The sequence below is a fragment of the Streptomyces sp. WAC05374 genome (assembly GCF_004353505.1).
In the GTDB taxonomy this organism is placed as follows: domain Bacteria; phylum Actinomycetota; class Actinomycetes; order Streptomycetales; family Streptomycetaceae; genus Streptomyces.
In genome coordinates this window covers 60,408-75,396 of record NZ_SMNQ01000010.1, presented here as the reverse complement: position 1 = coordinate 75,396, position 14,989 = coordinate 60,408, and the positions used below count along the sequence as shown (strand labels likewise).

Sequence of the window (14,989 nt, the reverse complement as noted above, 5' to 3'; positions counted from 1 at the left end):
TCCGGCGTCAGGGCACGGGCGCCCGGACCGCCCCCGCACACGTAAGGGCTCCACGACCGCCGTCCGGTGGTCGTGGAGCCGTGTACGAGGCCGCTGCCCGCTAGCCCGCGCTCTTGCCGGGCTCCCGCTCGGAGCCCGTGGCCGCCGCCGGTTCCGGGGCCTCCTCGAAGTTCACCCTGCCCATGTGGCGGTTCATCGACTTCATCAGCAGCCACACGCCCGCGGCCATGACCGCGAAGACGATGAAACCGAGGACGCCGGGGGTCACCTTGTTCTCGTCGAGCTCCTTGGCGGCGAGCGGGACGAGCTGGGTCAGTGCCTGGTGTGCGCTCATGTCATGCATTGTCGCGGATGCCCGCGAAGAGGTCGTCCTCGGGGAGGGAGGTGTCCACCACGGACTTGGCGAGCTCGTAGTCCTCCGTGGGCCAGACCTCCTTCTGGATCTCCATCGGCACGCGGAACCAGCCGCCGTCCGGGTCGATCTGCGTGGCGTGCGCGATCAGCGCCTTGTCGCGGATCTCGAAGAAGTCCGCGCACGGAACGTGCGTGGTCAGGGTCCGCTCGGCCCGCTCGAACTCCTTCCAGCGCTCCAGCCACTCGCCGTACGGCGACTCCAGGCCGCGCGCCAGCAGCGCCTCGTGCAGGGCGACCGTGCGGGGGCGGTTGAAGCCCTGGTTGTAGTAGACCTTCGACGCCTGCCAGACCGGGCCGAACTCCGGCTCCGGGTACTTCTCGGCGTCCGCCGCGCCGTCGAACGCCACCATCGTGATCTTGTGGGTCATGATGTGGTCGGGGTGCGGGTAGCCGCCGTTCTCGTCGTACGTGGTGATGACCTGCGGGCGGAAGGCGCGGATGGACTTCACCAGGCGGCCGGCGGCCTTGTCGACGTCCTCCAGGGCGAAGCAGCCCTGGGGCAGCGGCGGCAGCGGGTCGCCCTCGGGGAGCCCCGAGTCGACGAAGCCGAGCCACTCCTGCTTGACGCCGAGGATCTCGCGGGCCTCGTCCATCTCCTTGCGGCGCACCTCGTGGATGTTCTCCTCGATGTACGGGTCGCCCTGGAGCTTCGGGTTGAGGATGGAACCGCGCTCGCCCCCGGTGCAGGTCACGACCAGCACGTCCACCCCCTCGGACACATACTTGGCCATCGTCGCCGCGCCCTTGCTCGACTCGTCGTCGGGGTGGGCGTGAACGGCCATCAGTCGTAGCTGCTCAGTCAAGACTCGATCCTCAATGATTCGTCCCATCGGGCGGCTTCTATAGTGACGGAATCGGAGGGCGGAAAATTCCGCCGTCCGGCCCACAGGAGAGGAAAGATCATGAGCGCGGTGCGGGAAGGGCTCCCCGACGGCCGTTACGGCCGTTCCGCGGACGAGCGCGCCGACCGCAAGCTCAAGATCGTGGGTTCCGTGCTGGGCGCCGGGCTGCTCGCACTGGTGGGCTGGTTCGGGTACGACTACATCGCCGGCCAGCGGATCAGCGCCGAGGTGATCAAGTTCGACGTCTCGGCCGCCGACCGGGTGCAGGTGCACCTGGAGGTGCGCAAGGACGCCGCCGCCAAGGGCTCCTGCACGCTGCGCGCCCTCGCGGAGGACGGCAGCGAGGTGGGCCACAAGGACGTCCGCTTCGACCGGGCCGAGGAGCGGATCGACCAGGTCGTCACGGTGCGCGTCACCACCAAGGCGACCAGCGCCGAGCTGCTGGGCTGCACCGCGGACTAGGCCTCCCGCGCACCGCGGACCAGCCCGTCCCGCGCACCGGGGACCAGGCCTCCCGCGCACCGCGGACCGGCCCGTCCCGGCAGCCGCGCCCGCATGCGGGGCGTGACCTGCGCGGATGAAAATTCCGTGGCTTTCGTCCTCCCCCTTCCCCGCCGAAATTGTTAGGCTCGTGGTTTCGCCCATCCAGGAAGGCACAATCCTTCTGGGTAGGGCGATGCTTTGTATTCCCAGTACCGACGAGGAGCACCTGTGACCCAGACCAGCGAAAACGTCACCTGGCTCACCCAGGAGGCGTACAACCAGCTCAAGGCCGAGCTGGAGTACCTGTCTGGTCCCGCGCGAACCGAGATCGCCGCCAAGATCGCGGCTGCGCGCGAGGAGGGCGACCTGCGCGAGAACGGCGGGTACCACGCGGCCAAGGAGGAGCAGGGCAAGCAGGAGCTGCGCGTGCGCCAGCTCACCCAGCTCCTGGAGCAGGCGAAGGTCGGCGAGGCTCCCTCGGAGAGCGGCGTCGTGGCGCCGGGCATGGTGGTCACGATCGCCTTCGACGGTGACGAGGACGACACCCTCACCTTCCTGCTCGCCTCGCGCGAGTACGCGAGCTCCGACATCGAGACGTACTCCCCGCAGTCGCCGCTCGGCTCGGGCGTGAACGGCAAGAAGGTCGGCGAGGACGCGGAGTACGAGCTGCCGAACGGCAAGAAGGCGTCGGTGAAGATCCTCGACGCAAAGCCGTACTCGGGCTGATCGCACACGACGAAGGGCCGGGCCGCACGGGCGGCCCGGCCCTTCGCGCGCGTTACGCCGCCGAGCGGTACTTGCGCACCGCCAGGGTGCGGAACACCGCGATGATCAGAACCGACCAGATGATCGACGCGAGCACCGAGTGCTGCATGGGCCAGGCGCTGGAGGTGGAGACGCCCGGGTTGCCGAACAGCTCGCGGCAGGCCTGCACGGTGGCGCTGAACGGGTTCCACTCGGCGACGTGCCGCAGCCACGGCGTCATCTGCGACGAGTCCACGAACGCGTTCGAGACGAACGTGACCGGGAAGAGCCAGATCAGGCCGCCGGACGTGGCCGCCTCCGGCGTCCGCACGGACAGCCCGATCAGCGCGCCGATCCACGAGAACGCGTACCCGAGCAGGAGCAGCAGCGCGAACGCGCCGAGCGCCTTGGGCACCCCCTCGTGGATGCGCCAGCCGACCAGGAGCGCGACGACCGCGAGCACGACGACGGTCAGCGCGGTCTGCACGAGGTCGGCGAGCGTACGGCCGGTGAGCACCGCCCCGCGCGCCATGGGCAGGGACCGGAACCGGTCGATCAGGCCCTTGTGCATGTCGTCGGCGATGCCCGCACCCGCGCCCGCGGTGGCGAAGGTGACGGTCTGGGCGAAGATGCCGGCCATCAGGAAGTTGCGGTAGACGTCGGGGTCGCTGGTACCGCCGATGTTCATCGAGCCGCCGAAGACGTAGCTGAACAGCACCACGAACATGATCGGCTGGATGAGCCCGAAAATGATCATTTCGGGAATCCGCGACATCCGGATCAGATTGCGCCGCGCGACCACCAGGGAGTCGGTCAGCGACTGCACGACACCCCCGCGCGGCCGGGGGGCCGTGAGGCGGGGCGTGGTGCCGGACACGGCGCTCATGCGGCGGCCTCCTCGCGGTCGCCGCCGTCCTCGTCGGCCAGCTCGGCGGCGTGCCCGGTCAGCGAGATGAACACGTCGTCGAGGGTGGGGCGGCGCAGCCCGATGTCGTCGATCTCCACACCCCGGACGTCCAGCTCGCGGATGACCTCGGCGAGCAGCTTGGCGCCGCCGGTGACCGGGACGGTGAGCCTGCGGGTGTGGGTCTCGACGGCGACCTCGCCCTTGCCGAAGCCGGCGAGGACCGCGCGGGCCGGGTCGATCTGGTCGGGCTGGTGGACGACGACCTCGACCCGCTCGCCGCCGGTGCGGACCTTGAGCTGGTCGGAGGTGCCCCGGGCGATGACCTTCCCGTGGTCGACCACGCAGATGTCGTGGGCCAGGTGGTCGGCCTCCTCCAGGTACTGCGTGGTCAGCAGCAGGGTCGTACCGCCGGCGACCAGTTCCTGGATGACGTCCCAGAGCTGCTGCCGGTTGCGCGGGTCGAGCCCGGTGGTCGGCTCGTCCATGAACATCACCGGGGGCGACACCACGAGCGCGGCGGCGAGGTCGAGCCGGCGGCGCATGCCGCCGGAGTACGTCTTGGCGGGGCGGTCGGCGGCGTCGGCGAGGTTGAACCGCTCCAGCAGCTCGCCCGCGCGGGCCTTCGCGGCCTTGCCGGACATCTGGTAGAGCTGGCCGACCATGTGGAGGTTCTCGCGGCCGGTGAGGTACTCGTCCACGGCGGCGAACTGCCCGGACAGGCCTATGGACCGGCGGACTTCGTTGGGGTGCTTGAGGACGTCGATGCCCGCGACGACCGCCTTGCCGCTGTCGGGCTTGAGCAAGGTGGTGAGGACGCGCACGGTGGTGGTCTTACCGGCCCCGTTGGGACCGAGCAGCCCCAGAACGGTCCCCTCGGGGACGTCCAGGTCGACACCGTCCAGAGCCCGTACGTCGCCGAAGGTCTTCACCAGTCCCTCGGCGTGAATTGCGCCTGGCATGTGCTTCTCCCGTTGATGGGTGAATCGCTACCCGAAGCGTAGGGATGCCGGACGCCGCGCGCCCGGCGATTGTGTGACTGCGACCACAGGCTAACGCGATACATCGCGTCACAACAAGGGCCGCGCCCAGGCGCCCCGGGTGAGCTCAGGGCATCACCGTGTAGCCCGCCTCGCGCAGCGCCGCCGCCACCTCCGCGCAGTGCTCCGGGCCCTTGGTCTCCAGGTGCAGCTCGACCTCCACCTCCGTCAGCCCCAGGCGCGGGTCGGTCCGCACGTGCCCCACGTCCAGCACGTTCGCGTCCGCGACCGACAGGACGCCCAGCAGCGTCGCGAGCGCCCCCGGGCGGTCCGTGAGCCGGAGCCTGAGGCTCAGGTACCGCCCCGCCGCCGCCATGCCGTGCCGGAGGATGCGCTGCATCAGCAGCGGGTCCACGTTCCCGCCCGAGAGGACCGCCACCACCGGCCCGCGGAACGACTCCGGCGCACTCAGCAGCGCCGCCACCGGGCTCGCCCCGGCCGGCTCCACCACCAGCTTCGCCCGCTCCAGGCACAGCAGCAGCGCCGACGACAGGGCGTCCTCCGACACCGTGCGCACCTCGTCGACCAGCTCCTCGACAATCCCGAACGGCACGTCACCGGGGCGCCCCACATGGATGCCGTCCGCCATCGTGGGCGCGGTGTCGACCACCAGCGGGTGACCCACCGCCAGCGACGGCGGGTACGCGGCGGCCGCCTCCGCCTGCACGCCGATCACCCGCACGTCCGGCCGGACCGCCTTCACCGCCACCGCGATGCCCGCCGCGAGCCCGCCACCGCCGATCCCGACCACGATCGTGCCCACCTCCGGGCACTGCTCGAGGATCTCCAGCCCCACCGTGCCCTGCCCCGCGATGACGTCCGGGTGATCGAAGGGGTGGATGAACACCGCACCCGTGTCGTGCGCGTACTCCTGCGCCGCCGCCAGCGTCTCGTCCACCACGTGCCCGTGCAGCCGCACGTCCGCCCCGTACTCCCGGGTCGCCGCCACCTTCGGCAGCGGGGCGCCCACCGGCATGAAGACCGTGGACCGCACGCCCAGCAGCGACGAGGCGAGCGCCACGCCCTGCGCGTGGTTGCCCGCCGACGCCGCTACCACCCCGGCCGCCCGCTCCTCCGGACGCAGCCCGGAGATCCGCACGTAAGCGCCCCGCAGCTTGAACGAACCGGTCCGCTGGAGGTTCTCGCACTTGAAGTGGACCGGCGAGCCCACCAGCCGCGACAGGTACCGGCTGCCCTCCATGGGGGTCACCCTGGCCACCCCGGAGAGCATCTTCTGCGCCCCCCGGACATCGTCGAGGATGAGGGGGTGTGAGGGGTATGGCGTACCGAAGCTCATGACGCCAAGTCTCGCAGCTCATCACGTTTGTGCAGCGCCGGTACCAAGGCGCACGGGGCCGCGTACTCTGTCCCCCACCAACCGACCACCACCGCACGAGAGAGCCCGCAGCCATGCCCACATCTCAGGACATGACGACTGATCTTGACCAAGGTCTCCTCGATGCCCTCCAGCACCAGGTGGCCGTCTTCGCCCGCCGGGCCGAGCAGACCCGCCTCGGCGGCACGGGCCAGCTCCGCAACTCGATGGACCGCGCCGCCTACCTGCTGCTCAACCGCCTCGACCAGGAAGGCCCCATGGGCGTCAAGGCGCTGGCGGCCGGGATGGGCATCGACTCGTCCACCGTCACGCGCCAGGTCGCGCCGCTGGTCGACACCGGCCTGGTCAAGCGGACCTCGCACCCGGAGGACGGCCGCGCCGTCGTGCTCCAGCTCTCGCCGCGCGGCCAGGCCCGCCTCGACGAGGTCCGCTCCTCACGGCGCCGGCTGATGGCCGAGGTGACGGACGGCTGGACCGAGGAGGAGCGCACGTCGTTCTGCACGCTGCTCACCCGCTTCAACTCCGCGCTGTCCGCCCGGCAGGCCGGCCTGCCCCCCGCCGAGCCGGCCGAGCCGGCCGGCAAGGAGACGGACGCGGAGCCGGGAACGGGCACACGGACCGCTCCCGCCTCTTGACCCGGGCCCCGGCCCTGGCCTGATATGAGGACGTGCGAGAGCGGCAGGCCACGGCGCGGCCCCACCGCGCCCGGGACCGGGACTTCGAGGCGTTCGTCGCCGGGGCGGCGGGCCGGCTGCTGCACGCCGCCACCCTGCTGACGACCGAGCCGCCCGGCCGCGCCCCGCGTGCCGGGGCCCTCCTGACGGCCGCGCTGGCGGCCACGTACGCCCGCTGGGACCGGCTGCGCGACGAGGACCCGTACGACCTGACCCGGCGGGAACTGGCCGCCCGGTTCGCCCGCGCCGCCTGGCGCTTCCACCGCCCCCGCGGCGGCATCCTGTCCGGGCTCACCCCGCTGGAACGGCTCGTCGTCGTGCTGCGCCTGTACGAGGGCGTCGCCGAGGAACAGACGGCCGCCCTGATGGGACTGCCCGCCGACCGGGTCCGGGCGACCTGCACGCGCGCGGTGACCCTGCTCAGGCGGGCGCCGTGAGCGGCTACGACCGCAAGGAGGACGAGGTACGGCGCATGCTGGACGCCCCGCCGCGCGTCCAGGTCCCGCCGGACCTGCTGCCCCGCGCGATCAGCCGCGGCACGCGCGCCCAGCACCGCGCCAGGGCACTGCGCCGCGTGCTGTGGCTGCTGCTCGCGGCGGCGGCCGTGGCGTTCGCGGTGTGGGCCTCGGTCGCCGAGCCCTGGCGGGTGCCGCCGGCGGAGGTCACCCCGCCCTTCGAGGGCTGGTGACCACGGGCCGGGCCGGCGGCACGGGGGCGGGGCGGGAACGGCCGCCCCCGTGCCCCGCCCGGGGGCTCAGCCCAGCGCCTGGCGCAGGTCGGCCAGCAGGTCCTCGGCGTTCTCGATGCCGACCGACAGCCGCACCAGGTCACCCGGGACCTCCAGCAGCGACCCGGCGACGCTGGCGTGCGTCATCCGGCCCGGGTGCTCGATCAGCGACTCGACACCGCCCAGGGACTCGCCCAGCGTGAAGAGCTTCGCGCGGTTGCAGACCTCGACGGCCGCCTCCTCGCCGCCCTGGACGCGGAAGGAGATCATTCCGCCGAAGCTGCGCATCTGCTTGGCGGCGACCTCGTGCCCCGGGTGCTCGGGCAGGCCCGGGTACAGCACGCTGGTGACCTTCGGGTGCCGGGTCAGCATCTCGGCCACCCGCGCCGCGTTCTCGCTGTGCCGGTCCATGCGGACGGCCAGCGTCTTGATGCCGCGCAGCACGATCCACGAGTCGAACGGCCCGGCCACCGCGCCCATCGCGTTCTGGTGATAGGCCAGTTCCTCGCCCAGCGTCTCGTCTGCCGTGACCAGGGCGCCGCCCACGACGTCGGAGTGGCCGCCCATGTACTTGGTCAGCGAGTGCACGACGACGTCCGCGCCGAGCGCCAGGGGCTGCTGGAGGTAGGGGCTCGCGAAGGTGTTGTCGACGACCAGCCTGGCGCCGGCGGTACGCGCGACGTCGGCGACGGCCGCGATGTCGGTGATGCCGAGCAGCGGGTTCGAGGGCGTCTCGACCCAGATCACCTTCGTACGGTCGGTGATCGCGTCCCGTACGGCCGCGGGGTCGGAGGTGTCGGCGACCGACCACTCCACGCCCCACCGCGCGACGACCTTCGCGAAGAGGCGGAACGTGCCGCCGTAGGCGTCGTTCGGGATGACCACGTGGTCGCCGGGCACCAGCAGCGTGCGCAGCAGGCAGTCCTCGGCGGCGAGGCCGGAGGCGAAGGCCAGACCGCGCCGGCCGCCCTCCAGCGCCGCGAGGTTCTCCTCCAGGGCCGTGCGCGTGGGGTTGGCGCTGCGGCTGTACTCGTAGCCGCCGCGCAGCCCGCCCACACCGTCCTGCTTGTAGGTGGACACCTGGTAGATGGGCGGGACGACCGCGCCGGTCAGCGGGTCGGCGGTGTTGCCCGCGTGGATGGCGCGGGTCTCGAAGTTCTGGTGGGTGTGCTCGTCGCTCATGGGATCCGAGCCTAGTCGCGGGCGTCGCCGGGCACCGGACACGTCCGGGACAATGGCCGTATGGAGATTCTCTGGTTCCTCTTCGCGATGGGCCTGATCGGCGCCGTCCTCGTGCCGTGGCTGATGCGCCGCCGCGCCGGGGGCGGCATCCGCCTGGTCGCGCCCGGCTCGCCGGACGCCGCCGATCCGAGCGCGTACGGCTTCGTGCGCCAGGAGGACCTCGACGTGCGGATGCCGGGACCGGACCAGGACCTCCTCGACGTCCTGGACGTCGTGCAGCGCACCCAGGACTGGCGGGCCGCGTCGCAGTTGCTGGCGGGCACCGGCAGGGACGGCGAGGTGCGCTGGCAGCGGGTGCAGGCGTTCGCGGGCGCCGCGTCGCTCGAGCTGGCGCGGCAGCCCGGCCAGGGCGGGGCGTGGCTGCGGGCGTGGCGCGCCGAGAAGCCCAAGGACCCGGGCGGTGCCGAGGTGCACGCCGAGTTCCTGGTGCAGCAGGCGTGGCGGTCGTCCTCGGCGGACCGCGACGACTTCCGGATCATCCTGGAGGAGGCGCGCACGGTCTGCGAGGAGGCCGCGCTGCTGGCTCCCGGCGACCCGGTCCCGTACATCACCGAGCTGGCCGTCGCCCGGGGCCTCGGCTACACCCACGAGCAGTTCGACCAGGTCTGGGCGAAGATCATCGACCGGGCGCCGCAGCACATGGGCGCGCACCTGGCCGCCCTGCACTACTGGTGCGAGAAGTGGCACGGCTCCCGGAAGGACGCGGACCGCTTCGCCACGGCCGCCGCGGCGCGCGCCCCGCAGGGCTCGCTGCTCACCGCGCTGCCGCTGTTCGCGGTGTTCGAGCACCTGCCGGAGGTGGCGCTGGTGCGGGACTTCTACGGCACCGAGGTGGTGTCGAGGGCGATGGAGGGCGCGCTGTACGCGGTGCACTCCGCCCGCCCGGACGACCCGATGCTCGCCCACGTCCGCCACCTGCTGATCCACTTCCTGGTACGCGCGGAGCGCTGGTCGGAGGCCATGCACCAGCTCGTCCACGTGGACGGCCACATCGGCGCCCTGCCCTGGACGCTGAGCGAGGACCCGGCGGCGGAGTACGCGGTCTACCGCGCGCTCGCGGTCGCGGGCTACGAGGCCAACGGCGGCAGCCCGGCGACGCTGCCGCACTGAGCGGCCGGGCGCCGGGGCCGGAATTCCCGCCGCGCCCCGGACGTTGTCCGGATGCCGTCCCCGGCGTCCCGCGACAAGGAGACCGAGTCATGCTGTTCGGCCGCACTCCCGTGCTCCCCACCCCCGATCAGGCCCTGCGCGGCCGTCCGGAGCCCGGCTTCGCCGTTCCCGACCGCCACACCGTCCTCGGCAACCCCCTCCTCGGTCCCTACCCGGACGGTCTGGAGGTCGCGGACTTCGGGCTGGGCTGTTTCTGGGGCGCCGAGCGGAAGTTCTGGCAGACCGACGGCGTGTGGACGACCCTGGTGGGCTACCAGGGCGGTCACACGCGCAACCCCTCCTACGAGGAGGTCTGCTCGGGACTCACCGGCCACACCGAGGTCGTCCGCGTGGTCTTCGACCCCGCGGTCGTCCCGTACGCCACGCTCCTGAAGCTCTTCTGGGAGTCCCACGACCCCACCCAGGGCTTCCGCCAGGGCAACGACGTCGGCACCCAGTACCGGTCGGCCGTCTACACCCACTCCCCCGCCCAGGAGGCGGCCGCCGCGTCCTCCCGCGACGCCTACCAGCGGGTCCTCACCGGCTCCGGGTACGGGACGATCACCACGGAGATCCTCCCGGCGGACGACCGCCCCTTCTACCCGGCCGAGCCGTACCACCAGCAGTACCTGGACAAGAACCCGGGCGGCTACTGCGGCATCGGCGGTACGGGGGTCTCCTGCCCGGTCGGGGTCGCCAGGGCCGACGGCTGAGCCGCGCCCGGTGCGGACGACGTCGTACCGGCTGCTCCGCGGCCCGTGGGGCATCGCCGTGGACCTCACGGCGGATGCCCGGCTTTCTCCCGGGCCCCCGGCCGGGGCCGAGCACGTCGCCGGGCGGGTGTGGCTGGATGTGGCCGCCGTCCTGAACCATCCGGCCGGTGACCGCTCGGGGTGGCGGATCACCGGCGGCGAGGCGGAGTGGCTGCGGCGCGGGGCGGCCCTGGCAGCCCCTGCCATCGAGGCGCGCTTCCCGGGCGGACACACCACGGTCACGGTGCGCCGGGTGCTGTTCCCGCAGGCCGACTTCCAGCCGGAAGGGCTGGCCGCCGCGCTGCTGCGGTGGGCGGAGGAGGAGTTCGGCCTGCCCGCCCACCCGGTGGACGTGGCCTTCGACCGGGCGGCCGGCCGGTACGTCTACGACTGGTAGGCGGGGCGTCTTTATCGGGTGGAACGGCCCGGGGTGCCCGCCTACACTCGAACGCATGGGTGCGTACTACTTCTTTCTCTGATTCCGGGCGCGGACGCGTAGGCGTCCTGTCATGCCCCGTCCTGCCCGAACCCGGACATCAGGGAAAGAAACCATGCGCGAGCGCGCCCACACCCCTGCACAACTCACCTTCAAGGACGTTTCCCACGCCTATGGGGACAGGTCCGTCCTCGACGGCGTCACCTTCGCCGTGCGTCCCGGCGAGCGGATCGGCGTCATCGGCGAGAACGGCTCCGGCAAGTCCACGCTGCTGCGGCTGATCGCCGGGGCCGAGAGGCCCGGCGGCGGGGAGGTGACCGTCCACTTCCCCGGCGGGGTGGCGTACCTCGCGCAGACCCTGGAGCTGGACCCGGCGGCGACCGTGCGGGACGCCGTGGACGCCTCGCTCGCCGAACTGCGGTCGCTGGAGCGGCGGTTGCGGGCGGCCGAGGCGTCCCTGGGTGACGCGACGGACGCCGAACTGGCCGCGTACGGCGAGCTGTTGAGCACGTACGAGGAGCGGGGCGGCTACGAGGCGGACGCCCGCGTCGACGCCGCGCTGCACGGACTGGGCGTCGGGCACATCGGCCGGGAGCGGCGGCTGGGTTCGCTGTCCGGAGGTGAGCGGTCCCGGCTGGCGCTGGCCTGCGCGCTGGCCTCGGGCGCGGAGCTGCTGCTGCTCGACGAGCCGACCAATCACCTGGACGGGCAGGCCACCGGCTGGCTGGAGGAGCGGCTGCGGGCGCACCGCGGCACGGTGCTGGCCGTGACGCACGACCGGGCGTTCCTCCAGGCGGTGGCGACCGCGATCCTGGAGGTGGACCGGGACACCCGGGCGGTGACCCGGTACGGGGAAGGCTGGGAGGGCTACCGGACGGCGAAGGCCGCGGCCCGCCGCCGCCGGGAGCTGGACCACCGGGCGTGGCTGGACGGCGTGGCGGAGGCGGAGGCGCTGGTCGCGGCGGCCGGACAACGGCTGGCCGGCACCGGGCGGGACCCCCGGGAGGGCTTCGGCAAGCACCGGCGCTCGCACGAGGCGAAGCTGTCCGGGCGGGTGAGGGCGGCGCGGCAGCGGCTGGAGCGGCTGCGCCGGGAGCCGGTCGCGGCGCCCCCGGAGCCGTTGCGGTTCGCTGCCCGACTGGTCGCCCCGGAGGCGGAGGGGGTGGCGGTCGCGCTGGACGGCGTGGCCGTGGGCGCCCGGCTGCGGGTGGACGCGCTGCGCGTCGCGGCGGGCGGCCGGCTTCTGGTGACCGGCCCGAACGGGGCCGGGAAGACCACCCTGCTGCGGGTGATCGCCGGGGACCTGCGCCCCGACGCGGGTAGCGTGCACCGCCCGGGCCCGGTGGGCTACCTGCCGCAGGAGGTGCCCGTGCGGGCGTCGCGCCGGCCGCTGCTGGCGGAGTACGCGGCGGGGCGCCCGGGGGCGCCGGAGGACCACGCGGAGGAGTTGCTGGCGCTCGGGCTGTTCCGGGAGGAGGACCTGGCGGTCCCGGTGGCCGCCCTGTCGGTGGGCCAGCGCCGCCGCCTGGAGCTGGCCCGTCTGGTGACGCGTCCGGCCGGGCTGCTGGTGCTGGACGAGCCGACGAACCACGTGGCGCCCGGGCTGGTGGAGGAGCTGGAGGCGGCGCTGGCCGCGTACGAGGGGGCGGTCGTCGCGGTGTCGCACGACCGCCGCTTCCGGGGCGGCTTCGCCGGCGACCGGCTGGAGGTGCGGGCGGGCCGGGTGGCCTGAGTGCCCGTCAGGGGCGGCCGGTCTGCGCGGCCCTGAGCGCGGCCGCCGTCGCGGCCGGGTCGTAGCCGGGTGCGACGCCGTCGATGAGCAGGACGTCTCCGGTCATGTGGCGGGTGCGCAGCGGGATGAGCTCCTGGTAGGCCTCGGAGTCGTACCAGTCGCGTGCGTGGTCGAGCGTCGGGAAGCCGATGACGACGAGGGCGCTGTTCCACTCGCCCTCGCGGACTTCCCGGGCCGGTGCGCCGTGCACGAGGAACCGGCCGCCGAAGGGGTCGAGGGTGGCCTGGATGCGCTCCATGTAGGTGAAGACCTCGTCGTCGAGGACGGCCGGGGGCTTCAGGTTGCCGAGGGCGTAGGCGGGCATGGGGTCCTCCTCGTGTGGGATGACCCCATGCTCGCGGGGCGTGCCTCCGGGGTCGATTACCCCGGAGGTCATCGGCCCGTGGGGCGGTGGGCCGTCAGATGGTCGCCGCGTCGATGACGAAGCGGTAGCGGACGTCGCCGGCGAGCACCCGCTCGTACGCCTCGTTGATCCGGTCGGCGCTGATCAGCTCGATCTCGGCGCCCAGGCCGTGCTCGGCGCAGAAGTCGAGCATCTCCTGGGTCTCGGCGATGCCGCCGATCATCGAACCGGCGAGGGTCTTGCGGCCCGTGATCACGGAGAAGAGGTTCAGGGAGACGGGCTCCTCCGGGGCGCCGACGTTCACCAGGGCGCCGTCCGTCTTCAGGAGCCCCAGGTAGGCGCCGAAGTCCAGCGGTGCGGAGACCGTGGAGACGATCAGGTCGAAGGTGCCCGCGAGCTTCTCGAAGGTCTCGGGGTCGCTGGTGGCGTGGAAGTGGTCGGCGCCCAGCTTCAGGCCGTCCTCCTGCTTGCGGAGGGTCTGGCTGAGCACGGTGACCTCGGCGCCCAGCGCGTGGGCGATCTTCACGCCCATGTGGCCGAGGCCGCCGAGGCCGACGACGGCCACGTTCTTGCCGGGGCCGGCCTTCCAGTGGACGAGCGGCGAGTAGAGGGTGATGCCGGCGCACAGCAGGGGTGCGGCGACGTCCAGGGGCAGGGCGTCGGGGATGCGGACGGCGTAGTTCTCGTCGACGACGATGTGGGTGGAGTAGCCGCCGTAGGTGGGCTCGCCGTCGCGGTCGAGGGCGTTGTACGTGCCGGTCATGCCTTCGGCGCAGTACTGCTCCAGGCCCTGGCGGCAGTGGTCGCACCGGCGGCAGGAGTCCACGAAGCAGCCGACGCCGACGCGGTCGCCGGCCCGGTAGGTGGTGACGCCCGGGCCGATCTCGGTGACGATTCCGGCGATCTCGTGGCCGGGCACCATCGGGAAGATGCCCTCGCCCCAGCCGTCCCGGGCCTGGTGAATGTCGGAGTGGCAGATTCCGGCGTACTTGATCTCGATCAGCACGTCGCGCTCGCCGACCGCCCGGCGCGGGATGGTGACGCGCTCCAGCGGGGCGTTGGCGGCGGGGGCTGCGTATGCGGGAACGTTCGTGGTCATGGCTGTGAGCCTGCCGGTGTTTGTGCGGGTCACCCAGGCCTCTGTGCTGCGTACGACCCGTGTGCGTACCACTGGCAGGGTCAGGAACGGCCCCGGGTCCGGTGCGTACGACCCGGGATACTTGCGGTATGGACCAGCGTGCCGAACTGAGTGAGTTCCTCCGCTCCCGGCGGGCCCGGCTGAAGCCACAGGACGTGGGGCTGCCCGCGTTCGGGCGCCACCGCCGCGTGCCGGGGCTGCGGCGTGAGGAGCTGGCGCAGCTCGCCGGGGTGTCCGTGGCGTACTACACGCGGCTGGAGCAGGGCAACGGCCGCAATGTCTCCACGGAGGTGCTGGACGCCATCGCCCGGGCGCTGCGGCTGACGGACGCCGAGCGCGACCATCTGACACACCTGGCGAAGCCGGCGCACAAGAAGAAGCGGCGGGCGCCCGCCACCCGGCCGCAGACGGTGCGCCCGGCGCTCCAGCACCTGCTGGACGCGATGGACGGGGTGCCCGCGTACCTGCTGGGGCGGCGGCTGGACATCGTGGGGTGGAACCGGATGGCGCGGGCGCTGCTGGGCGATCTGGCGGCGCTGGAGCCGCACGAGCGGAACATGGCGTGGCAGGTGTTCCTGGCTCCGAACGCGCGTGACCTGTACGTCGACTGGGAGGCGAAGGCGACGGAGGTGGTGAGCGTGCTGCGGATGTACGCGGGCTGTTCGGCGGACGATCCCCAACTGTCGTCGCTGGTGGGCGAGCTGTCGGTGAAGAGCGCGGACTTCCGGAGGCTGTGGGCGGCGCACACGGTGCAGGACAAGGGGCACGGCACCAAGCGACTGCGCCATCCGCTGGTGGGTGAGCTGACGCTGGCGTACGAGACGCTGAAGGTGCCGGACGATCACGACATGGCGCTGGTCACGTACACGGCGGAGCCGGGGTCGCCGTCGGCGGACGCGCTGCGGCTGCTGGCGAACTGGGGCGTGGACGAGGTCGCCGGGGCGCGCTGAGCGCGGGTACGACGACGGGCGGC

At 72.7% G+C, this 14,989-nt stretch carries 18 protein-coding genes; 10 read left to right on the top strand and 8 right to left on the bottom strand.

Going from position 1 to position 14,989, the window contains the following annotated elements; all coding sequences use genetic code 11:
- Positions 1 to 100: 100 nt before the first annotated feature.
- Together E2B92_RS20005 and mca are read right to left on the bottom strand one after the other, a co-directional pair.
- Positions 101 to 334 carry a hypothetical protein gene (locus E2B92_RS20005; RefSeq protein ID WP_126883501.1) on the bottom strand — a complete coding sequence of 78 codons (234 nt, stop codon included), beginning with the start codon at positions 332 to 334 and terminating at the stop codon, positions 101 to 103.
- Position 335: 1 nt separating this feature from the next.
- Positions 336 to 1,217: a mycothiol conjugate amidase Mca gene (mca, locus tag E2B92_RS20000; RefSeq protein WP_126883500.1), complete on the bottom strand. Its 882-nt coding sequence runs from the start codon at positions 1,215 to 1,217 to the stop codon at positions 336 to 338.
- A gap of 99 nt (positions 1,218 to 1,316) precedes the next feature.
- On the opposite strand from mca, the gene E2B92_RS19995 reads away from it, so the two are divergent.
- On the top strand, positions 1,317 to 1,718 hold the full coding sequence (locus E2B92_RS19995) for a DUF4307 domain-containing protein (RefSeq protein WP_126883499.1): 402 nt from the start codon (positions 1,317 to 1,319) through the stop codon (positions 1,716 to 1,718).
- A 249-nt stretch (positions 1,719 to 1,967) separates the two neighbouring features.
- The gene (gene greA, locus E2B92_RS19990) at positions 1,968 to 2,465 is read left to right on the top strand and encodes a transcription elongation factor GreA (RefSeq protein WP_126883498.1); all 498 of its coding nucleotides are present in this window, start codon (positions 1,968 to 1,970) and stop codon (positions 2,463 to 2,465) included.
- A gap of 52 nt (positions 2,466 to 2,517) precedes the next feature.
- On the opposite strand, the gene E2B92_RS19985 is transcribed toward greA, so the two are convergent.
- The 3 genes from E2B92_RS19985 to ilvA form a co-directional block, all read right to left on the bottom strand.
- Positions 2,518 to 3,369, bottom strand: a complete 852-nt coding sequence (locus tag E2B92_RS19985) for an ABC transporter permease (RefSeq protein ID WP_126883497.1) — start codon at positions 3,367 to 3,369, stop codon at positions 2,518 to 2,520.
- Positions 3,366 to 4,349: an ATP-binding cassette domain-containing protein gene (locus tag E2B92_RS19980; RefSeq protein WP_126883496.1), complete on the bottom strand. Its 984-nt coding sequence runs from the start codon at positions 4,347 to 4,349 to the stop codon at positions 3,366 to 3,368. Before E2B92_RS19980 ends, E2B92_RS19985 begins: the two co-directional genes overlap by 4 nt.
- Positions 4,350 to 4,494: 145 nt before the next feature.
- Positions 4,495 to 5,724, bottom strand: a complete 1,230-nt coding sequence (gene ilvA / locus E2B92_RS19975) for a threonine ammonia-lyase (RefSeq protein WP_126883495.1) — start codon at positions 5,722 to 5,724, stop codon at positions 4,495 to 4,497.
- Between the two features lie 113 nt (positions 5,725 to 5,837).
- On the opposite strand from ilvA, the gene E2B92_RS19970 reads away from it, so the two are divergent.
- Genes E2B92_RS19970 through E2B92_RS19960 form a run of 3 tightly spaced genes read left to right on the top strand, consistent with a single transcriptional unit; the run spans position 5,838 to position 7,125 of the window.
- Positions 5,838 to 6,398 (top strand): MarR family winged helix-turn-helix transcriptional regulator, encoded by a 561-nt coding sequence (locus E2B92_RS19970; RefSeq protein WP_235023893.1) that lies wholly within the window; start codon positions 5,838 to 5,840, stop codon positions 6,396 to 6,398.
- A 32-nt stretch (positions 6,399 to 6,430) separates the two neighbouring features.
- A complete protein-coding gene (locus E2B92_RS19965; RefSeq protein ID WP_126883493.1) occupies positions 6,431 to 6,874 on the top strand; it encodes a sigma factor-like helix-turn-helix DNA-binding protein in 444 nt (147 codons plus the stop codon).
- Positions 6,871 to 7,125 carry a hypothetical protein gene (locus E2B92_RS19960; RefSeq protein ID WP_126883492.1) on the top strand — a complete coding sequence of 85 codons (255 nt, stop codon included), beginning with the start codon at positions 6,871 to 6,873 and terminating at the stop codon, positions 7,123 to 7,125. The genes E2B92_RS19965 and E2B92_RS19960 overlap by 4 nt, the downstream gene beginning before the upstream one ends.
- A gap of 66 nt (positions 7,126 to 7,191) precedes the next feature.
- Here E2B92_RS19960 and E2B92_RS19955 read toward each other — a convergent pair whose 3' ends face one another.
- On the bottom strand, positions 7,192 to 8,346 hold the full coding sequence (locus tag E2B92_RS19955; RefSeq protein WP_126883491.1) for a cystathionine gamma-synthase: 1,155 nt from the start codon (positions 8,344 to 8,346) through the stop codon (positions 7,192 to 7,194).
- A 60-nt stretch (positions 8,347 to 8,406) separates the two neighbouring features.
- Here E2B92_RS19955 and E2B92_RS19950 point away from each other — a divergent pair, with 60 nt between their 5' ends.
- From E2B92_RS19950 to abc-f, 4 genes are all read left to right on the top strand, one after another.
- Positions 8,407 to 9,516, top strand: coding sequence for a hypothetical protein (locus tag E2B92_RS19950; protein ID WP_126883490.1), 1,110 nt, complete (start codon positions 8,407 to 8,409; stop codon positions 9,514 to 9,516).
- Between the two features lie 89 nt (positions 9,517 to 9,605).
- A complete protein-coding gene (gene msrA, locus E2B92_RS19945) occupies positions 9,606 to 10,268 on the top strand; it encodes a peptide-methionine (S)-S-oxide reductase MsrA (protein ID WP_126883489.1) in 663 nt (220 codons plus the stop codon).
- Positions 10,269 to 10,278: 10 nt separating this feature from the next.
- Entirely contained in the window at positions 10,279 to 10,704 is a 426-nt protein-coding gene (locus E2B92_RS19940) for a hypothetical protein (protein ID WP_126883488.1), read from the top strand.
- 154 nt (positions 10,705 to 10,858) lie between these two features.
- Positions 10,859 to 12,475 carry a ribosomal protection-like ABC-F family protein gene (abc-f, locus tag E2B92_RS19935; RefSeq protein WP_126883487.1) on the top strand — a complete coding sequence of 539 codons (1,617 nt, stop codon included), beginning with the start codon at positions 10,859 to 10,861 and terminating at the stop codon, positions 12,473 to 12,475.
- 7 nt (positions 12,476 to 12,482) lie between these two features.
- Here abc-f and E2B92_RS19930 read toward each other — a convergent pair whose 3' ends face one another.
- Both E2B92_RS19930 and E2B92_RS19925 read right to left on the bottom strand, forming a co-directional pair.
- Entirely contained in the window at positions 12,483 to 12,839 is a 357-nt protein-coding gene (locus E2B92_RS19930) for a DUF1330 domain-containing protein (protein ID WP_126883486.1), read from the bottom strand.
- Between the two features lie 94 nt (positions 12,840 to 12,933).
- Positions 12,934 to 13,977: an NAD(P)-dependent alcohol dehydrogenase gene (locus E2B92_RS19925; RefSeq protein WP_126883485.1), complete on the bottom strand. Its 1,044-nt coding sequence runs from the start codon at positions 13,975 to 13,977 to the stop codon at positions 12,934 to 12,936.
- A 128-nt stretch (positions 13,978 to 14,105) separates the two neighbouring features.
- Here E2B92_RS19925 and E2B92_RS19920 point away from each other — a divergent pair, with 128 nt between their 5' ends.
- Positions 14,106 to 14,966 carry a helix-turn-helix domain-containing protein gene (locus E2B92_RS19920; protein ID WP_126883484.1) on the top strand — a complete coding sequence of 287 codons (861 nt, stop codon included), beginning with the start codon at positions 14,106 to 14,108 and terminating at the stop codon, positions 14,964 to 14,966.
- Positions 14,967 to 14,989: the final 23 nt, after the last annotated feature.

What these genes read in the sequence shown, in the direction of transcription:
- E2B92_RS20005 (WP_126883501.1), bottom strand. Translation starts at nt 334, where the DNA reads ATGAGCGCACACCAGGCACTGACCCAGCTCGTCCCGCTCGCCGCCAAG.
- E2B92_RS19995 (WP_126883499.1), top strand. Translation starts at nt 1,317, where the DNA reads ATGAGCGCGGTGCGGGAAGGGCTCCCCGACGGCCGTTACGGCCGTTCC.
- E2B92_RS19985 (WP_126883497.1), bottom strand. Translation starts at nt 3,369, where the DNA reads ATGAGCGCCGTGTCCGGCACCACGCCCCGCCTCACGGCCCCCCGGCCG.
- E2B92_RS19980 (WP_126883496.1), bottom strand. Translation starts at nt 4,349, where the DNA reads ATGCCAGGCGCAATTCACGCCGAGGGACTGGTGAAGACCTTCGGCGAC.
- ilvA (WP_126883495.1), bottom strand. Translation starts at nt 5,724, where the DNA reads ATGAGCTTCGGTACGCCATACCCCTCACACCCCCTCATCCTCGACGAT.
- E2B92_RS19970 (WP_235023893.1), top strand. Translation starts at nt 5,838, where the DNA reads ATGCCCACATCTCAGGACATGACGACTGATCTTGACCAAGGTCTCCTC.
- E2B92_RS19955 (WP_126883491.1), bottom strand. Translation starts at nt 8,346, where the DNA reads ATGAGCGACGAGCACACCCACCAGAACTTCGAGACCCGCGCCATCCAC.
- E2B92_RS19950 (WP_126883490.1), top strand. Translation starts at nt 8,407, where the DNA reads ATGGAGATTCTCTGGTTCCTCTTCGCGATGGGCCTGATCGGCGCCGTC.
- msrA (WP_126883489.1), top strand. Translation starts at nt 9,606, where the DNA reads ATGCTGTTCGGCCGCACTCCCGTGCTCCCCACCCCCGATCAGGCCCTG.
- abc-f (WP_126883487.1), top strand. Translation starts at nt 10,859, where the DNA reads ATGCGCGAGCGCGCCCACACCCCTGCACAACTCACCTTCAAGGACGTT.
- E2B92_RS19930 (WP_126883486.1), bottom strand. Translation starts at nt 12,839, where the DNA reads ATGCCCGCCTACGCCCTCGGCAACCTGAAGCCCCCGGCCGTCCTCGAC.
- E2B92_RS19925 (WP_126883485.1), bottom strand. Translation starts at nt 13,977, where the DNA reads ATGACCACGAACGTTCCCGCATACGCAGCCCCCGCCGCCAACGCCCCG.
- E2B92_RS19920 (WP_126883484.1), top strand. Translation starts at nt 14,106, where the DNA reads ATGGACCAGCGTGCCGAACTGAGTGAGTTCCTCCGCTCCCGGCGGGCC.